At 64.9% G+C, this 17,864-nt stretch carries 13 protein-coding genes; 5 read left to right on the top strand and 8 right to left on the bottom strand.

Features of this window, described 5'->3' with window-relative positions; genetic code table 11:
• Positions 1 to 6: 6 nt before the first annotated feature.
• Genes ABIB00_RS13055 through ABIB00_RS13045 form a run of 3 tightly spaced genes read right to left on the bottom strand, consistent with a single transcriptional unit; the run spans position 7 to position 3,383 of the window.
• Complete coding sequence (locus tag ABIB00_RS13055) at positions 7 to 1,020, bottom strand: hypothetical protein (protein ID WP_354104617.1); 1,014 nt, start codon at positions 1,018 to 1,020, stop codon at positions 7 to 9.
• Positions 995 to 2,377 (bottom strand): MBOAT family O-acyltransferase, encoded by a 1,383-nt coding sequence (locus tag ABIB00_RS13050; protein WP_354104616.1) that lies wholly within the window; start codon positions 2,375 to 2,377, stop codon positions 995 to 997. Before ABIB00_RS13050 ends, ABIB00_RS13055 begins: the two co-directional genes overlap by 26 nt.
• A gap of 46 nt (positions 2,378 to 2,423) precedes the next feature.
• Positions 2,424 to 3,383, bottom strand: a complete 960-nt coding sequence (locus ABIB00_RS13045) for an acyl-CoA desaturase (RefSeq protein WP_354104615.1) — start codon at positions 3,381 to 3,383, stop codon at positions 2,424 to 2,426.
• A gap of 160 nt (positions 3,384 to 3,543) precedes the next feature.
• Between ABIB00_RS13045 and ABIB00_RS13040 the strand changes: the two genes are divergently transcribed.
• Positions 3,544 to 4,551, top strand: a complete 1,008-nt coding sequence (locus ABIB00_RS13040; RefSeq protein WP_502917806.1) for a glycerophosphodiester phosphodiesterase — start codon at positions 3,544 to 3,546, stop codon at positions 4,549 to 4,551.
• Between the two features lie 9 nt (positions 4,552 to 4,560).
• Here the strand turns inward: ABIB00_RS13040 and ABIB00_RS13035 are convergent, their stop codons facing one another.
• Entirely contained in the window at positions 4,561 to 6,840 is a 2,280-nt protein-coding gene (locus ABIB00_RS13035; RefSeq protein WP_354104613.1) for a spermidine synthase, read from the bottom strand.
• 231 nt (positions 6,841 to 7,071) lie between these two features.
• Between ABIB00_RS13035 and ABIB00_RS13030 the strand changes: the two genes are divergently transcribed.
• The gene (locus ABIB00_RS13030) at positions 7,072 to 8,682 is read left to right on the top strand and encodes a phytoene desaturase family protein (protein ID WP_354104768.1); all 1,611 of its coding nucleotides are present in this window, start codon (positions 7,072 to 7,074) and stop codon (positions 8,680 to 8,682) included.
• 288 nt (positions 8,683 to 8,970) lie between these two features.
• On the opposite strand, the gene ABIB00_RS13025 is transcribed toward ABIB00_RS13030, so the two are convergent.
• Positions 8,971 to 9,126, bottom strand: coding sequence for a Flp family type IVb pilin (locus tag ABIB00_RS13025; RefSeq protein ID WP_456649783.1), 156 nt, complete (start codon positions 9,124 to 9,126; stop codon positions 8,971 to 8,973).
• Between the two features lie 164 nt (positions 9,127 to 9,290).
• Between ABIB00_RS13025 and ABIB00_RS13020 the strand changes: the two genes are divergently transcribed.
• Entirely contained in the window at positions 9,291 to 10,178 is an 888-nt protein-coding gene (locus ABIB00_RS13020; RefSeq protein WP_354104612.1) for a 50S ribosomal protein L11 methyltransferase, read from the top strand.
• 29 nt (positions 10,179 to 10,207) lie between these two features.
• On the opposite strand, the gene ABIB00_RS13015 is transcribed toward ABIB00_RS13020, so the two are convergent.
• Positions 10,208 to 10,381 (bottom strand): hypothetical protein, encoded by a 174-nt coding sequence (locus ABIB00_RS13015; RefSeq protein WP_247347708.1) that lies wholly within the window; start codon positions 10,379 to 10,381, stop codon positions 10,208 to 10,210.
• Between the two features lie 188 nt (positions 10,382 to 10,569).
• On the opposite strand from ABIB00_RS13015, the gene ABIB00_RS13010 reads away from it, so the two are divergent.
• Entirely contained in the window at positions 10,570 to 12,399 is a 1,830-nt protein-coding gene (locus ABIB00_RS13010) for an aminopeptidase P family protein (RefSeq protein WP_354104611.1), read from the top strand.
• A 213-nt stretch (positions 12,400 to 12,612) separates the two neighbouring features.
• Positions 12,613 to 13,887, top strand: a complete 1,275-nt coding sequence (locus tag ABIB00_RS13005) for a multidrug effflux MFS transporter (protein WP_354104610.1) — start codon at positions 12,613 to 12,615, stop codon at positions 13,885 to 13,887.
• 40 nt (positions 13,888 to 13,927) lie between these two features.
• Here ABIB00_RS13005 and ligA read toward each other — a convergent pair whose 3' ends face one another.
• The gene (gene ligA, locus ABIB00_RS13000) at positions 13,928 to 16,075 is read right to left on the bottom strand and encodes an NAD-dependent DNA ligase LigA (RefSeq protein WP_354104609.1); all 2,148 of its coding nucleotides are present in this window, start codon (positions 16,073 to 16,075) and stop codon (positions 13,928 to 13,930) included.
• Between the two features lie 112 nt (positions 16,076 to 16,187).
• Positions 16,188 to 17,861 carry a DNA repair protein RecN gene (gene recN / locus ABIB00_RS12995; protein ID WP_354104608.1) on the bottom strand — a complete coding sequence of 558 codons (1,674 nt, stop codon included), beginning with the start codon at positions 17,859 to 17,861 and terminating at the stop codon, positions 16,188 to 16,190.
• Positions 17,862 to 17,864 lie beyond the last annotated feature (3 nt).

The following is a 17,864-nucleotide window of genomic DNA, read 5'->3' as shown; positions in this document are numbered from 1 at the left end:
GCCGGCTCAGAAATCGATCTTCGCACCCTCCCCGTCGCGCAGGCTCGCAGCGATCCCCTGCTCGAGCTTGCGCGCCAGGATCGCGCGATAGTGGATGAAGTCGGCAAAATTGGCGCGGTCGCGCGTGAGATCGTTGTCGATGCGATAGCTGATGAAATTGCTGCGCGGCCGGCCCGCGACCACCTGTTTCAGCGCGGCGTCGCAGGCGCTGCGCTCCAGGGCGGTTTCCGTACCGGGCTTCGGCACCGTGGTTGCGAGGGTCGGCGGCACGATGATCACGATCGGCACATCGGCCGGCAATGTCCTGACGGTATGTGCCAGCACAGCGATCTCTGGAAATGTCGCCCGCATCTCGGCGGACAAGGACGGCGCCGGATCCCTGGGCCAGCCGACTTCCTTGAATTGACCCGGCGGCCAGATATCCTCGTAGCTGACAAAGCCGTCGGGGTTCATCCGTGGTCGCCGGCCGAGCCCGATACTGATCCGTTGAAAAGCCTGCTCGATCGCCTGCCAGGAGATCAGACGGGCAGCGTAAGTGACGACGCTTCTGTCATAGAGCCAGTCGGGAAACGGGACGCCGCCCACCTCCTTCGCCCGCGCATGCTCGCACCAGCCGGGGTCGGCCACGATCACCAGTGCGCCGACCTCCCGGTGATTCCGGAGGAAGAAGTCCAGCACCGCAAGCTCCTGGCGGGGAAACGCACCGGTCATGTAGAGCTGCACGAATCGCAGGCCGGTCGCACGCGACAATTCCGTCGGCTCGATCATCTGCGCTGTCGAATTGCCCAGGATGGCAGCATTGAAATCCGGATTCCTGGCGCGGCTCGCGGCCGTGATTTGGGTAAGCCGATTGTCGACGCCGTCGATGCCGAGCAGGCCGAGCTTGCCGCTGTCATAGGGATCGACCGCCACCATCAGTGCGAGCACCAGCAGCGCAGCGCCGATCAGCGTGCCCAGGCACGCGAGCAGGCTCCGGCCCCAGCCGGGGTCGGTCTCAGAACTTGAAGTAGACGAAGTCATGGAGATCCCGACCACCCATGTGGAGCAGCAATGCGAATAGCCCAAGACCGAGCAGACCCGCGAGCCACGGATTGGGACGGCGCGTGAGCACCGCCACGATGTCCTGGCTCGCTGGCAGCAGGAAGGCGAAGAGCGGCGCTGCGATCAGCGGCCACAAATGCTTTCCGCGCTCGAGCGGCAGCGGCAAAACCAGTCCGGCAAAGACATGCCAGGCCGCTTCCACCGATCCCGCACGGAAGATCACGCCGGTCGCGAGCACGAACAGCACGGTGAGCGCCCAGCCGAGCCATGACGGCAAATCCGGGCCATAGCGGCGCCACAGCGTGCAGGCGACCAGTGCAAGCCCGTGCAGCACGCCCCACAGCACGAAGGTCCAACTCGCGCCGTGCCACAGGCCGCACAGCGCCATCGTGATCATCATCGCGGCGAAAAACTGGACGGGAAGCCAGCGCCGCGGCAGCAGGCGCAGATTGACCAGCGGATAGAACACGTAATCGCGCAGGAACAGCATCAGGGTGATGTGCCAGCGCTGCCAGAAATCCTGGATGTTGGTCGAGCGCAGCGGCGCATTGAAATTGTATGGCAGCCGCACGCCGAACAGCAGGCCAAGGCCGATCGCGATGTCGGAATAGCCGGAGAAATCGAACAGTATCTGGAAGGAGAAGCAGAAGGCGAGCCAGGCATCGCCGCTCGGGAGCGGCCCGTTCGCTGCCTGGGTGTAGATGGGATCGAGCAGATGCGCGATGCCGTCGGCGATCACGACTTTCTCGAACAGGCCGATCGCAATGAAGCAGGTCGCGACGCAGAACTGACGCTGCCAGCCCGGCACGTAGACCTGCCTGCCGAACTGATGCATCACCTCCGACCAGCGCGCCAGGGGGCCGGCGATCGCCTGCGGGAAGAAGGCGATGTAGAGCGCGTAGCGGTCGAGCGCATAGAGCGGCGCCCTGCCGCGCTTCAGATCGACCAGATACATGATGTGGTGGAAGGTGAAGAAGGAGATGCCGAGCGGCAGTCCGATGTCGAGCGCCGGCAGCGTGGTACCGAGCACGAGGCCGAGATTGGCGAGAAGGAAGTTGGCGTATTTGAACAGCGCCAGCACCGCGAGATCGAGCACGATCACGAGCGTCAGCAGCGTCGGCCACTTCACGCGCCCATAGGCGACCGAGGCAAGCCAATTGATCGCGATCGAGCCGATCAGGAGCAGGATGAAGGACGGGCTGCCCCAGGCATAGAAGGCGAGCGACAGCGCGACCTGCACGGCGATGCGCAAATGCGGATAGGGATCGGCCAGGCGGTAGATCAGCAGCGCCGCCGGCAGGAAGACCAAGAGAAAGGGATAGTCGTTGAACAGCATCGGTTCAAAGCTGAGCCATCGCCGGCGTTGCGCCGGCCGATGATGCTCAGCCCGTTTCCAGGTCGGGCGTCGCGTCGCCCGGCTGCCGCGACATGCGCCGGGCGATCTTCTCCTCGCTGGGCACCTTGACGTCCCAGGCTAGTCCGAGCGCTTCCAGTGCGCGGATGAAGATAAAGCCGGGATCGAACTCGAACCAGCGCAGGCCGAAGGCCGCGGAATACGGAAAGGCATGGTGATTGTTGTGCCAGCCCTCGCCCCAGGCGAGCCAGGCCATCACGCCGAGATTCCTGCTGTTGTCGTCACGGGTGACGAAGGGCTGCGCGCCAAAGCTGTGCATGACGGAGTTGATGGCGGACATGGTCTGCTCGACCACGAACATGCGCACCACGCCGCCCCAGAGCAAGCCGGTCAGCGCGCCCCACAGGCTCATGGTGGCAAGGCCGCCGATCGCGGCCGGCAGCACCAAGCCGAGACCGACCCAAGTGTAATAGTAGCTGTTGACGGCAACCAGCCTGCGATCCGCCATCAGATCCGGGACATAGTGCGCGACGTTGGGATAATCGTGCGCGATCATCCAGGTCAGGTGCGCGTGCAGGAAGCCGCGCAGGCGGCCGAACGGACCGTCGCCATGCAGCCGCGGCGAATGCAGATCGCCATCGTGATCAGACAATTCATGATGCCGGCGGTGCATTGCCGCCCAGGACAGCATGGGACCGCGGCCTGCCATCGATCCCATCACGGTCAGGATCGCGCTCATTGCCGTAGAGGTCGCGAAGGCGCGGTGGGTGAAGAGGCGGTGATAGCCGACGGTGAGGCCGAGGCCGGTGACCAGCCAGAAGCCGAAGAACAGGCCGAGCTCCATCGCACCGATCGGGCGGTAGAACAGAAGGGCCAGTGCCGCCAGCGTGCCGGCCAAGGGCAAAACGTCGAAAAGGATGAAATGCCGCCGCTGCATCCGATGAAAATGCCGGCTGCGGATAATGCGGTGATCGCGTTTCTGTTGCACGTCGGGATTCCAGGGCAGCTTCCATGAGTACATACCCGCCGGGCGAGCGCAACCCAAGCCACCCCCCAAGGTTTCAACAGGCGCGAAAGCCTATAGAATGGATCCGCCGCGCCGAAATGCGTTCAGATTCGGCCCTTTTCCGCTTGCCCTGCGAGCCACCATGCCATCACGTGCTGCGACAATCTTGACCGTGCTGTTACTTCTCATTGCGGGAAAGGCCATGGGATCTGATTCGGGATTTGATTCGGGATTCGACCTCGAGGCCCATCGCGGCGGCCGGGCACTGTTGCCGGAAAACACTCTTCGGGCCTTCGCCAATGCGCTGTCGATGGGCGTGGGCACGCTGGAGCTCGACGTCGGCATTACCGCCGACGGCGAGGTCGTCGTCTCGCATGAGCGCGGGCTGAATCCCGATCTGGCGCGGGATGCGAGCGGCACCTATGTCGCCCCGCCCGGCACGCCTTTCGCAAGATTGCGTTTCGCCGAGGTCAGGACCTACGACGTCGGCCAGATCCGGCCAGACAGCCCTTACGCCAAGCAATTCCCCAACCAGCGCGCCGTGCCCGGGACACGCATTCCGACCTTGAGCGAGCTGTTCACGCTGGTGCGCAAATCCGGCAACACGCGCGTGCGCTTCAACATCGAGACCAAGATCGATCCGAACCATCCGGACGAGACGCTCGATCCGCAAGCTTTCGTCACCAAGCTGCTCGGGCTGATCGAAGCCGAAAAATTCTCCGATCGCGTCATGATCCAGTCGTTCGACTGGCGAACCCTGCAGCTCGTCCAGCAGCGGGCACCGAAGATGCCGACGGTGTACCTGACGCTCCAGCGCGGCTCGGGCCAGACGGTGGCGCTGGACAAGGCGACCAGCTGGACGGCGGGATTCAGCCCGGCCGACCACGGCGGCTCGCTGCCGCGAACGATCAAGGCTGCGGGCGGCGCGATCTGGTCGCCCTATTTCGGCGATGTGACCACAGCGCTCGTCTCGGAGGCGCACGGGCTCGGGCTGCGCGTCGTGGTCTGGACCGTCAACAAGCCCGAAGACATGGCGCTCATGATCGAGATCGGCGTCGACGGCATCATCTCCGACAGGCCCGACCTGCTGCGACAGGTCGCAGGCGAGAAGGGAATTGCGTTGCCCGCGGGGACACCGGTGGAGCCGTAGAAGCGGCCCCTACTCCCCGTCCCGCAAACGCCGGTACAGCGCGCCCAGAATATTGGAGTAATCGTCGGTCCAGACCCGCACCCTGTCGTCGGCTTCGGTCTGCTCCCAAACTTTCGACGATGCGAGCCTGCCGACATCTTCCTCCTCGCGGGCGGAGATGACGACGTCGGTCGAGAAGATGTAGTCACCATCGCGGCCGGAATCCTCGTTGTAGACCCAGCTCTTGAGATCGTTGGCGTCGGCGATGCCGACCACGACAGTCTCGAGATCAAGGTGCCGGTTGGAGACGTGCATCACCACGGCGCCGTGCGGAGCGAGCTTGTCCTTGTAGATCTTCATCGCCTCTTCGGTCGCAAGATGGATCGGGATGGCATCCGACGAATAGGCATCGACGATAATGAGATCGTAGGCACCGTCGGGCTCCTTCGCGAAGGTGAGGCGGGCATCGCCGATCACCGGCTTCAAATCCGGCAGGCAACTCGAGATATAGCGGAAATTCTTCGGATCACGGGCGGCATCGACCATGGACTGATCGATCTCGAAGAATGTCCAGCTCTCGCCGGGCTCGGCGGCGCAGGCGAGCGTGCCCGATCCGACGCCGATCGCGGCGACCTTCAGCGGCACGCCCTTGCGTTCCCGGATCGCGCTGACGGCCTGACCGATGCCGCCGTCCTTGTGATAATAGGTGATCGGTTCGGGCCGCCCGGTGACCGGCGTGCCGTCATTGTTGAGGAAGCGCTCGGCGCCGTGGATCGTGGTACCGTGCATCAAGACGTGGAAATAGCCGCCGGGCGTCACCACGATCTTGTGCACGCCGAAGAAGCTGCGCACCGTGGTGACACGGCCTTCGTCCGCCGGATAAATGCGGATCAGCGCCAGCGCCAGCGCGACGGTGGCGAAGATCTTCCAGCGGCCGGCGTTGACCGCCAGGACCAGCAACGCGGCGAGCACGCCGACGCTACCGGCCACCCAGACGCGGTGATCCTCGAACCAGGCCGACAGCCCCCCCGCCGTAATGGACGGCGCAACGAGCACGACGGCGAGCGCGGCCAGCGCCAGCCAGTACCATTTGACGATGCCCGCCAGCCGCTCGCTCGCGGGCGGCCGGCACAGCGCGGCAAGCGCAACCAGGATCGGATATTCGGCGATCCAGGAGAAGGTAAAGGGCGCAACGAGCCCTGCAAACAGGCCGCCGACCATGCCGCCGAACGACAGCGCGACATAGAATCCGGTGAGATATTTGGCGGCCGGCCGGGTCCGCGCCAGTTCGCCGTGGCAGGCCATGGCGATGACGAAGAAGCACAATTGATGGCCGCCAAGCGTCAGCAGAAGGTTCTGTTCGCCGCCGAACGCCAGCAGGAAGACAACGCCCGCGATCGCGACCGGCTGGAGCATCAGTATCCATTTGTGCGGCAGCAGCGGCCGCGATTGGAACACCACCACCCAGGTCAGGAGGTACAGCGACAGCGGCAGCACCCACAGCAATGGCGCCGCCGCAACGTCGGTCGAGATGTGCGCGGTGACGGCGATCAGCAGACCGGACGGCACTCCAGCGAGAAAGATCCAGCGCAGCCGGGTCAGGAAACCCGGCGCCGGAGCATTCAGATCCTCGGTTCGCGCATCGACCATTGCGAGCTTCGGCGAGCGCAATAACAGCACACCGCATGCGGCGATCAGGAGGATCAGAATGCCATAACCGCCGGTCCAGAGCCGGTTCTGCGTGTGCAGCGTGAACATTGGCTCCAGCAGAAACGGATAGGATAGCAGGGCGAGGAAGCTGCCGATGTTGGAGGACGCATAGAGGAAATATGGATCGTGTCCGGCAGGATGCCCGGTGCGGACGAACCAGGCCTGCAACAACGGATTGTTGGCGGCGAGCGCGAAGAACGGCAGCCCGATCGAGATCACGAACAGGCCGAGCAGCCAGATCGCGTAGCCCGAAGCGGGCGGATCGCCATAGGCGGAGGCGATGCCGAGCGGCAACGTGACGAACGCCGTAATCAGCAGCAGGAGATGCACCACCACCGGAACGATGCGGTTCCTCACCTGCATCAACAAATGCGCATAGGCGTAGCCCGCCAGCAGCAGCGACTGGAAGAACACCATCGCCACCGACCACACCGCCGGGGAGCCGCCGAGCCGCGGCAGCACCATTTTCGTGAACAGCGGCTGCACCGAGAACAGCAGTAGCGCGCTGACGAAGATCGCGGCGGTGTAGACCGTCAGCAGCAGCCGGTTGCGTGACGAGGACGGCTGCTCCGTGGCGGCGGGTTGCACGATCGAATCCATGGAAGCTCCAGCAAGAACGTTTTCCAGCGAAATGGGCACCGGTTCGTGCGCGAAAACGCGTCGGATTACTCCTCCGGCGGGCACCGGACGCGCGCAATGGAGCACACGACGCCTGAACGGGCAATAAAGGGTGTCGTGATGTTGCAGCGGAGAATGCTTGATATACAGATGTCATTCCGAACCTGGTCGTCAGACCGTCCCGGAATGAATGTGGAACAGCTTGGCGCCTTCATGATCGAAACCGACGTCATCATCATCGGCGCTGGCCACAACGGCCTGACCTGCGCGGCCTATCTCGCGATGGCCGGCTTGCGCGTGCACGTGGTCGAGCGCCGCAAGGTGGTTGGCGGGGCCGCGGTCACGGAGGAGTTTCATCCGGGCTTCCGCAATTCGGTCGCTGCCTACACCGTGAGCCTGCTCAATCCGCAGGTGGCCCGTGACCTCAAGCTGGCCGAGCAGGGCCTGCGGGTCGTCGAGCGGCGCGCGCAGAATTTCCTGCCCGCGCCCGACGGCAGTTATCTCCTCACCGGTGAAGGACGGACGAAGGCGTCCGTCGCACGGCTGAGCGCCCATGACGCAAACGCGCTCGACGGATTTTCGCGCGAGCTGGAAGAGATCGCCGACGTGCTCAGGCAATTCGTGCTGCGCGCGCCGCCCAATATGCTCGACGGTTTTGGCACGCCTGCGATCCGCGAGGCCGTGAATGCATTCCAGAGCGCCAACATCCTGCGCGGGCTGACACTGGAGCAGAGCCGCAATCTGCTCGATCTCTTCACCCGCTCGGCCGGCGAGATGCTGGACGAACGTTTCGAGCACGATCTGGTCAAGGCGCTGTTCGGCTTCGACGCCATCGTCGGCAACTACGCCAGCCCCTACGCCGCGGGCTCGGCCTATGTGATGCTGCATCACGCCTTCGGCGAGGTGAACGGCAAGAAGGGTGTCTGGGGCCACGCCATCGGCGGCATGGGCGCGATCACGCAAGCCATGGCGCGCGCCGCGCGCGACCGCGGCGTTGTGATCGACACCGATGCGGGCGTGCGCGAGGTCATCGTCGAGCGCGACCGCGCGGTCGGCGTGGCGCTGGAGAACGGGACGACCATCCGCGCGAAATATGTCGCGGCCAGCGTCAATCCGAAGCTGCTCTATACGCGGCTGATCGCCGCCGATGCCCTGCCCCAAAACTTCCTCGACCGCATCCGGCACTGGAAGAACGGCTCCGGCACCTTCCGCATGAACGTGGCGCTGGACCGTCTGCCCTCCTTCACGACGCTGCCAGGCGACGGCGATCATCTCACCTCGGGCATCATCCTGGCCCCGAGTCTCGGCTACATGGACCGCGCCTTTCTCGATGCCCGCGCGCACGGCTGGAGCCGAGAGCCTGTCGTGGAAATGCTGATCCCCTCCACGCTCGACGACACGCTCGCGCCCGCAGGGCAACATGTCGCGAGCCTGTTCTGCCAGCATGTCGCGCCGGAGCTTCCCGATGGAAAGTCGTGGGACGACCATCGCGACGAGGTGGCCGACCTCATGATCGCGACGGTGGACAAATACGCGCCGGGTTTTGCGACAAGCGTGCTCGGCCGCCAGATCCTGTCACCGCTCGACCTTGAACGGCAGTTCGGCCTGTTGGGAGGCGACATCTTCCACGGCGCGCTGACGCTGAACCAGCTGTTCTCGGCGCGGCCGATGCTAGGCCACGCCGATTATCGCGGGCCCCTGAAGGGCCTTTATCACTGCGGCTCCGGCGCCCACCCCGGCGGCGGCGTCACCGGCGCCCCCGGCCACAACGCCGCGCAGGCGATCCTGAGGGATCACCGGTCGCTGTTCGGAAGCCGTGGATAGGCCTGTGGACGAGCTGTGGACAGGCTGTTGGTAGCGCGGTGAAAGAGCGGTGGGTTGCCCGTCTCGGCCCGCCGGGCCAAGCTGGGCACAAGTCGGTGGAAAATCTGGGGATGAGTACGGGATAAGGCCGTGGACAATGTCCGGAGAACGAGCGGATAGCCTGTGGGCATCACCTTCGAAAACCAGTCCCCAAAACGACTTCGCCCGCCAGGGGCAATCCCCCGACGGGCGCTGGTCGAAATCAGTCTTATGAAGAAAGTAACGTCGCTGAAAAATGGGAGGCGGAAATTACTTCAAGGAGGTGCTAATCGAAGTGAACTTCTCGTTCATCGTGGTACCCAGGCTGTTCACCACCGTGATGATCGCCAGCGCGATACCGGCTGCGATCAGGCCGTACTCGATTGCGGTTGCACCCGAATCGTCGGACCAGAACTTCAAAATCATGCGCTTCAAGTTTCGCCTCCATTTCCATTTCAAGCTGTGTTGGTTGACCTCAACGTCCGGAAATATACGGAGCACAACCTGCGGTCGGGTTAACCCCAAGATTGCAAGTTGTGCGAAAAATTGCGAACAAAAGTTCCAAAAATTGAACCGGACAGAACCCTAGGATGCAGTCTTCCCCCACCCATCGCGCCAGCTTTTCGATCGGCAGCGAGATCGCCGCCAAGCGTGTTGTGGACGTGCTCAACGAGGTGTTTTTCGAGGGCGATGCGGCGGTCGCCGCCTTCGAGCAGCCGAACGGACAATGGGACGTCGCGCTGCATTTCGCGGACGCGCCGGACCAGGCATGGCTGCGCGAACTCATTGCAACCTCAGCAGGAAACGAGTTCGCGGCAACGCTCGCCTTCGACACGATCGAGGCCAAAGACTGGGTCAAGGCGAGCCTGGAAGATCTCGTCCCGGTGCCGGCTGGGCGCTTCGTCGTCCATGGCAGCCACGACCGCGACCGCGTGACGCCAAACAAGCTCGCCATCGAGATCGAGGCGGCCCTCGCCTTCGGCACCGGGCATCACGGCACCACGCGCGGCTGTTTACTGCTGCTTGACCATGTCCTGAAGAGCTCCCGGCCAAGGAACCTGCTCGACCTCGGCACCGGGACCGGCGTGCTGGGAATAGCGGCGGCGAAGGCGCTGCATCGCACCGTGCTGGCCTCCGACATCGACCCGGCCTCGGTACGGGTAGCAGCCGAGAACGCCTCCCTGAATGAGGTTGGTCACCAAATGCGGCTGATCTGCGCCACCGGCTTCGCCGCGCCTGATTTTGGCAGATGCGGCCCCTTCGACCTGGTGCTGGCCAACATCCTTGCCAATCCGTTACGACAATTGGCGGGCCCGATGACGGCCCACCTCGCGCCCGGCGGACGCGTCATCCTCTCCGGCCTGTTGACACACCAGGCCCCCGCCGTGATCGCCGCCTACCGCGCGCGCGGCCTCGTGCCGCTGAAGCATTTGCGGATCGAAGGGTGGAGCAGCCTGTTGCTGCGGAAGCTTTCGTAGGGTGGATTGGCGCTGCGTTCGGCGCCGCACTACTTCGCAGGCTTCTCGTCACGGCGCGTCGATGCGCGCAACGCCCGCTTTGCGCGGCGTTCGGCGAAACGGTCTATCATCTGGCTGAGGAGGCCGCGCGGCTTCTTCGGTGTCGCCGCAACCGGGGCGCGGCGCACCGGCGGCGGAATCTTCTCAAACGTGAACGCTGGCATCGTGTGTCCCCTCGCCGTTGAGACGAACCACTTGCTCGAATTTCCCTGTTATCCGGACGAAGCGCAACTGCTGCATCCTGTACTCCACTCAATTCGAATGGAACTTGTTCAAGCACAGTCCATGCCAGATGCGGCCTCGAATGCGTCTACATTGCGGACTGATCGTCATGATCCTAAAGTGATCCACCATGTTCGAAGCGCATTTCCAGACATTCGAGGAGCCTGAGGCCGGCGTCGCATTGGCGGCCCGGCTGGCCATGCTCCGTGAAGAGCTCGCCCGCCGCAAGTTGACCGGCTTCGTGATCCCGCGCGCCGATCAGCAGCAAAATGAGTATGTGCCGCCCTCGGAAGAGCGTCTGGCCTGGCTGACCGGTTTTACGGGCTCAGCGGGATTGGCGGTGGCGCTAACCCACGAGGCCGCATTGTTCGTCGATGGCCGCTACACGATCCAGGCGGCCAAGCAGGTCGATGCAAGGGCCTGGGCCGTGGAATCCCTGACCGATCCCCCGCCGGAAAGCTGGGTATCGGCACACCTGCGGGCAGGTGACCGCCTCGGATTTGATCCGTGGCTGCACACTTTTGCGGCAGCCGAGCGTTTGTCCGCCGCCTGCGCCAAGGCCGGCGCCGAGCTGGTCGCCGTCGACAGCAATCCGGTCGATGCGATCTGGCAGGACCGGCCGCAGCCGCCGATTGCGCCGGTCGCGGTGCACGGGATGCAACATGCCGGCGTCACTGAAGCCGAGAAGCTGACGCGGATCAGGAGCGAGATCGGCAAGCTCGGCGCCGAGGCGCTGGTGCTGTCCGACAGCCATGCCGTGGCCTGGACCTTCAACATCCGCGGCGCCGACGTCGCGCATACGCCGCTGCCGCTGTCCTATGCGCTGGTGCCGAAGGACGGACGGCCGACCATCTTCATCGACCACCGCAAGCTCTCCAATCTGACCCGCGACCATCTCGAGCAGTCCGCCGACGTGCGCGAGCCCGACGCGATGGCGCCGACGCTGATGGCGCTCGCCAAGAGCGGTGCATCGATCGCACTCGACAATGCGACCGCGGCCGACGCCCTCAGCCGGCTGATCACGGGCGCCGGCGGCAAGCCGGTGCGCGGCAGCGATCCGATTGCGCTGCTCAAGGCGGTCAAGAACGCGACAGAGATCAAGGGCACGCAGACGGCGCACCGGCGCGACGCCGTGGCGCTGGCGCGCTTCCTCGCCTTCATCGACCGCGAGGCGGCAAGCGGCAAGCTCACCGAGATCGACGCGGTCGAGGCGCTGGAAACATTCCGCCGCGACACCGGCGCGCTGAAGGACGTGTCATTCCCGACCATATCAGGCACGGGCCCGAACGGTGCCATCGTGCACTACCGCGTCACCCGCAAAAGCAACCGGCGGATCGTCCCCGGCGATCTCCTGCTGATCGATTCCGGCGCGCAATATGAAGACGGCACCACCGACGTCACCCGCACCATGGCGGTCGGCGACCCCACCGGCGAGATGCGCGACCGCTTCACGCGCGTGCTGCGCGGACACATCGCGATCGCACGCGCGATCTTTCCCGACGGCACCACCGGCGCGCAGCTCGACACACTCGCGCGACAATATCTCTGGGCCGCCGGCGTCGATTTCGAGCATGGCACCGGCCACGGCGTCGGCAGCTATCTCTCGGTGCACGAAGGACCGGCGAGGATTTCGAAGCTCGGCACCACACCGCTGAAGCGCGGCATGATCCTGTCCAACGAGCCAGGCTACTACAAGACCGACGGTTTCGGCATCCGCATCGAGAACCTCGAACTGGTGGTCGAAGCCGACATCAAGGGCGCGGAGAAATCGATGAACGCGTTCGAGACTCTGACCCTGGCGCCGATCGACCGCCGGCTGATCGATGTCGGCATGCTGGGCAAGGACGAGTTCGACTGGCTCAATACCTACCACGCGCGTGTGAGGGCCGAGGTCCGGCCGGCGCTGGACGAGGCGACGAAGGCCTGGCTCGATCAAGCGACGGCGGAACTGACGGCGTGAGCGCGCCGTCCCGAAGCCGCATGGCACTAAGCGATTTGCGCAAGGCTGCTTTCGCAACGGACTCTCATTCTGGCGCGAACCGCGCCCAATTCGTCGCCATCGCGCTGTTATCATAACCGTCCCGGAATCCGTATAGCCGCATTCCGAAACGCCGATATCCGTCTTGCGCGAGCACGCTACAGTCCGATTCGAATTTCCACGAGACGGACACGCATGCACGGCATGATCAGCAAGCCGCCGGAAACGGCGAAGAACATCGCGACCTCGCGCCTGGTGTTGCTGCTGCTCGTCGTCATGACCGGGATCGCGCCGATCTCGCTCTATATGCTGGTTCCGGCGCTGCCGGTGCTGGCGACAACATTTGGCAGCGACATCTCGGTCGCGCAGATGACGGTGTCGCTCTACATGGTCGGCATCGCGCTGTCGCAACTCATCATGGGCCCGCTGTCGGACCGGTTCGGACGGCGCCCGGTGCTGCTCGGAGGACTGGCGCTGATGGTGGTCGCCAGCATCGCCTGCATCTTCGCGGAAACCCTGCCGCAGCTGATCGCCGCGCGCTTCTTCCAGGCGCTGGGCGGCGCCGCCGGCATGGTGGTGAGCCGCGCCATCATCCGCGACATCTACGCGCGCGACCGCGTCGCCTCGATGATCAGCCTCGTGGTCGCGGCGCTGATGATCGGACAGATGGTCTCCCCGCTCACCGGCGGCCTGATCGAGACCGCATTCGGCTGGCGCGCGATCTTCTACGTCATCACCATCGCCGCGATCATTGTCGCCGTCGGCATCGCGGTCGCGCTCCCGGAGACGCGCCGCACCCGCGCCGCCGGCAGCGGCTTTCGCGGCGACGTCGGCATTCTCATTCGCAACCGCGCCTTCGTCGGCTACGTGATGTGCCAGGTGCTGGCCTCGCAGATCATCTTCACCTTCGCCGGCGGCGGTCCCTACATTGTGGTGACGCAGATGGGCAGGACCAGCGCCGAATACGGCGCGTGGTTTGCAACGACGGGCTTTGCGTATCTCGTCGGCAATCTGCTCTGCGTGCGCTTCGCGCCCAGGCATTCGCTGGAGAAGTTGATCTGGTTCGGCGTCGCGCTCCAGCTTTGCGGCAGCCTTTTGAACCTGCTCTGGAGCTTCACAGGCTGGAACGAGGCGCCGGCATGGCTGTTCGGCACCCAGATGATCGTGATGGCCGGCAATGCCTTCGTGATGGCGAACTCGGCCGCGGGCGCGATCAGCATCCGCCCGGAGGCCGCGGGTACCGCATCAGGCGCGATGGGCTTCCTCCAGCAAGGCATCGGCGCGCTGATGTCGCAGTTCGGCGCCTATCTCGGCGGCCATTCCGCGACCACGCTGCCGCTCACTTCCGCCGTGCTGGCAATCTCCCTGCTCTGCGCCTGCACGATGATCTTCCTCGTCCCCCGCCGCGAGGTTGTGGTGAGCGAGACCTTGATCGAGCAGGCGGAGGAGGAAGAGAGCGGGATGATGTGAGGGGCGGTATGCCCTCTCCCCGTCATTGCGAAGGAGAACCTCACTCCCCGATCAGCGTCAACCACTCGTCCTCGGTCAGCACCTTGACGCCATGCTTGTTGGCTTCCGCGAGCTTCGAACCCGCTCCGGGGCCGGCGACGACGAGATCGGTTTTCTTGGACACCGATCCGGACACCTTTGCACCTAACCGCTCAGCGGTGGCTTTGGCCTCGTCGCGTGTCATCTTCTCCAGCGAGCCCGTGAACACCACGGTCTTGCCGGCGACGGCGGAGTTGCTCTTCGGCTTCTCGGCGTCGATGATCTCGATCTCCTTGGTGAGCCGCTCGACGATGCCGCGATTGTGGCTCTCGCCGAAATAATCGGCGATGCTCTTGATCACGGTCTCGCCGATCTGGTCGAGCGCATCCATCTCGGCCATCGCCTCCTCGTCGCCCTTGGCGACCTTGAGGCCGGCATCGTGGAAGGCGTCCCAGGAGCCGTAGCCGCGCGCCAGCGCCAGCCCTGTGGTCTCGCCGATATGGCGCATGCCGAGCGCGTAGATAAAGCGCTCGAGTGCAATCTTCCGACGGCTCTCGATCGCGCCAAACAGATTTCGCACCGAGGTTTCGCCGTAACCCTCGATGTCTTCCAGCTTGAGTTTTGCGTTGCGTTTCTCCAGCGTGAAGATGTCGGCCGGCTCCTTCACAAAGCCCTCGTCGAAGAAGTATTGGAGCTGCTTCTCGCCAAGACCGTCGATGTCGAAGGCGCGGCGCGACACGAACAGCTTCAGATGCTCGATCTTCTGATAGGGGCAGGCGAACTCGCCGGTGCAGCGAGCGCGTGAGCCCTCCTCTCCCGCCGCCGTCTCCTCGCGCGTGACATCGGTGTGCAACGGGCACGGGCACTTCTTCGGAAACTGGAATTCCTTGGCAGCCTTCGGCCGCTTATCGAGAACGACGTCGACCACCTGCGGGATGACGTCGCCGGCGCGCTGGATCACGACGGTATCGCCGATCCTGATGTCGCGGCCCTCGCGCAGCACCTCGCCCTTGTTGCCGATGCCCTTGATGTAGTCCTCGTTATGCAGCGTGACGTTCTGCACGATCACGCCGCCGACGCCGACCGGTTCGAGCTTGCCCACCGGCGTGAACGAGCCGGTGCGGCCAACCTGGATCTCGATGTCGCGCAGCACCGTCATGGCCTGCTCGGCCGGGAATTTGTGCGCGATGCCCCAGCGCGGCGTGCGCGAGACGAAGCCGAGCCGTTCCTGCCAGTCGATGCGATCGACCTTATAGACGACGCCGTCGATGTCGTAGTCGAGTTTTGCGCGCTGCTCCTCGATCGAATGATGGAAAGCGAGCAGCTCCTCGACGGAGTGACAGAGCCTGGTCAGCGGGTTGGTCTTGAAGCCGCAGCGCTCGAACCAGTGGATCATGCCGCTCTGCGTGCCCTCCGGCATCGCGCTCATCTCGCCCCAGGCATAGGCGAAGAAGCCGAGGGGGCGCGAGGCGGTGATGGTGGGATCCTTCTGCCGGAGCGAGCCCGCGGCCGAGTTGCGCGGATTGGCGAAGATGGTGCTGCCTTCAGCCTTCTGCCGCTCGTTGAGCGCGAGGAAGGCCTTCTTGGTCATGTAGACCTCGCCGCGCACCTCGCAGATTTCGGGGACGTTGCGGCCCTTCAGCCTCTCGGGCACGTCTTCGAGCGTGCGGATGTTGGCGGTGACGTCCTCGCCTACCGCGCCGTCGCCGCGAGTCGCCGCGGTGACGAGTTCACCGCCCTCATAGCGCAGCGACATCGAGAGGCCGTCGATCTTCGGCTCGGCGGAGAAATCGATCTTGTCGTCGTCGAGCTTCAGGAAGCGCACGATCCGGCCGACGAAGTCGCGCAGATCCTCTTCTGCAAAGGCGTTGTCGAGCGACAGCATGGGGACGGCATGCCGCACCTTCTTGAAGCGGCCTGACGGTGCAGCACCGACTTTCTGCGACGGCGAGTCCGCGCTGACGAATTCCGGAAAGCGCTTCTCGATCGCGTTGAAGCGCTGGCGTAGTACGTCATACTCGGCATCGGTGACGGTGGGCGCGTCGTCCTGGTAGTAGCGTTCGTTATGCCCCTCGATCTCGAGCGCGAGCCGCATGTGCTCGACCTTGGCCTGCGCCTTGGTGAGGTCGGCGACGTCGGGAAGCGGTTTGGATTTTGCTGCTCTGGCCATGGTGCTTGGATACGACGGAGCGGGCGGGAGGGTAAAGGCGGTTACAGTTTCGTACCCCGGACATAACGTTCTGGGTCCTGGCTCGCGCTTGCGCGCGTCCGGGACACGGGGCCTACGCCGTCGCCGCCTTGAGCAGCCGGTCCGCGGCCGCCCTTGCCTCGGCCGTGATCTCGGCGCCGGCGAGCATGCGGGCGATTTCCTCTCGGCGGTGGTCGGCGGCCAGAGCATTGACGCGGGTGGCGACGCGCTTGCCCTTGTCCAGCGCGTCCTTGGAGATCAGCAAATGCAGGTCGGCACGGGCGGCGACCTGCGGGGCGTGGGTCACGGCCATCACCTGGACCTTGCCGGCGAGCCGCGCCAGGCGCCCGCCGATGGCGTCCGCGACCGCGCCGCCGACGCCGGTGTCGATCTCGTCGAATACCAGGGTCGGCGCCGAGCCGCGGTCGGACAGCACGACCTTGAGCGCCAGCAGGAAACGCGACAGCTCGCCGCCGGAGGCGACCTTCATCATCGGTCCTGGCTTGGTGCCCGGGTTGGTCTGCACCCAGAACTCGACGCGGTCGAACCCTTGCGGACCCGGCGTGGCCTCGTCGGTCTGGACCTGGGTCATGAATTTTGCGCGTTCGAGCTTGAGCGGCGCGAGTTCGGCATTGACGGCCTTGTTGAGCTTTTCGGACGATTTCTGCCGCGCCATCGACAGCTTCTTGGCGGCGGCGGCATAGCGGGCGTCGGCCTCGATCGCGGCCTGCTCCAGCTTTTTCAGCCGCGAGGCGCCGGCATCGATCAGCACGATTTCCGCAGCATATCTGGCGGCAAGCGCGGCAAGCCCGTCGACCGGCGTCGAATGTTTGCGAGACGCTGCACGCAAGGCGAAGAGCCGCTCCTCGATGCGTTCGAGCTCCGAAGGATCGAAGTCCGTCGCTGCCAAGGCAGCCTGGAGATGCTGGTCGGCCTCTTCCAGCGCGTTGATCGCGATGTCGATCGCCTTCACCGCCGGCTCGACCAGTGCTGGCGAACTGGCGCCGCGGCGCTCCAACCGGCGCACCGCGGCCGACAGGGTCGCGACCGGCGAATGGTGGCCGCCGACCGCTTCCTGCGCTTCGCGCAGGTCGGAGGCGATCTTCTCGCCCTGCATCATGGTCGTGCGGCGGGAAGCCAGCGAGGTCTCCTCGCCGTCCCTGGGCGCGAGCTGCTTCAATTCGTCCGAGGCGTGGCGGAGGTAGTCCGCTTCGCGCGCGGCGCGCTCCATGCCGGCGCGATGTTCCTCCAGCGCGGTGTTGGCGGTGCGACGTGCATCCCAGAGCGCTTCGACCGCCGAGACATCTTTTTCGAGACCGGCGAAGGCGTCGAGCAGGCGGCGGTGGGTGGCGGCGTCGACCAGGGCGCGCTCGTCGTGCTGGCCGTGGATCTCGACCAGGGCGGCGCCGACCGCCTTCAGCGTCTGCACGCTGATCGACTGGTCGTTGATGAAGGCGCGGGTGCGGCCGTCGGCGAACTGGACCCGGCGGAGAATCATCTCGCCGGTATCCTCCAGCCCGTTCTCCGCGAGGATCTTCGCGGCGGGGTGATTTTTGGGGATATCGAACACGGCAGTGACCTGCCCCTGCTCCGCGCCGTGGCGCACGAGGCCGGCGTCGCCGCGGCCGCCGAGCGCCAACGCAAAGGCATCGAGCAGGATGGATTTGCCCGCACCGGTCTCGCCGGTCAAAACCGCGAGGCCCGTTGCGAATTCGATATCGAGCCGTTCGATCAGGACGATGTCACGGATCGACAGACGCGCGAGCATGGA

This window comes from Bradyrhizobium sp. LB14.3 (assembly GCF_040547985.1).
Lineage (GTDB): Bacteria > Pseudomonadota > Alphaproteobacteria > Rhizobiales > Xanthobacteraceae > Bradyrhizobium.
This window is presented reverse-complemented; position numbering and strand designations above follow the sequence as displayed.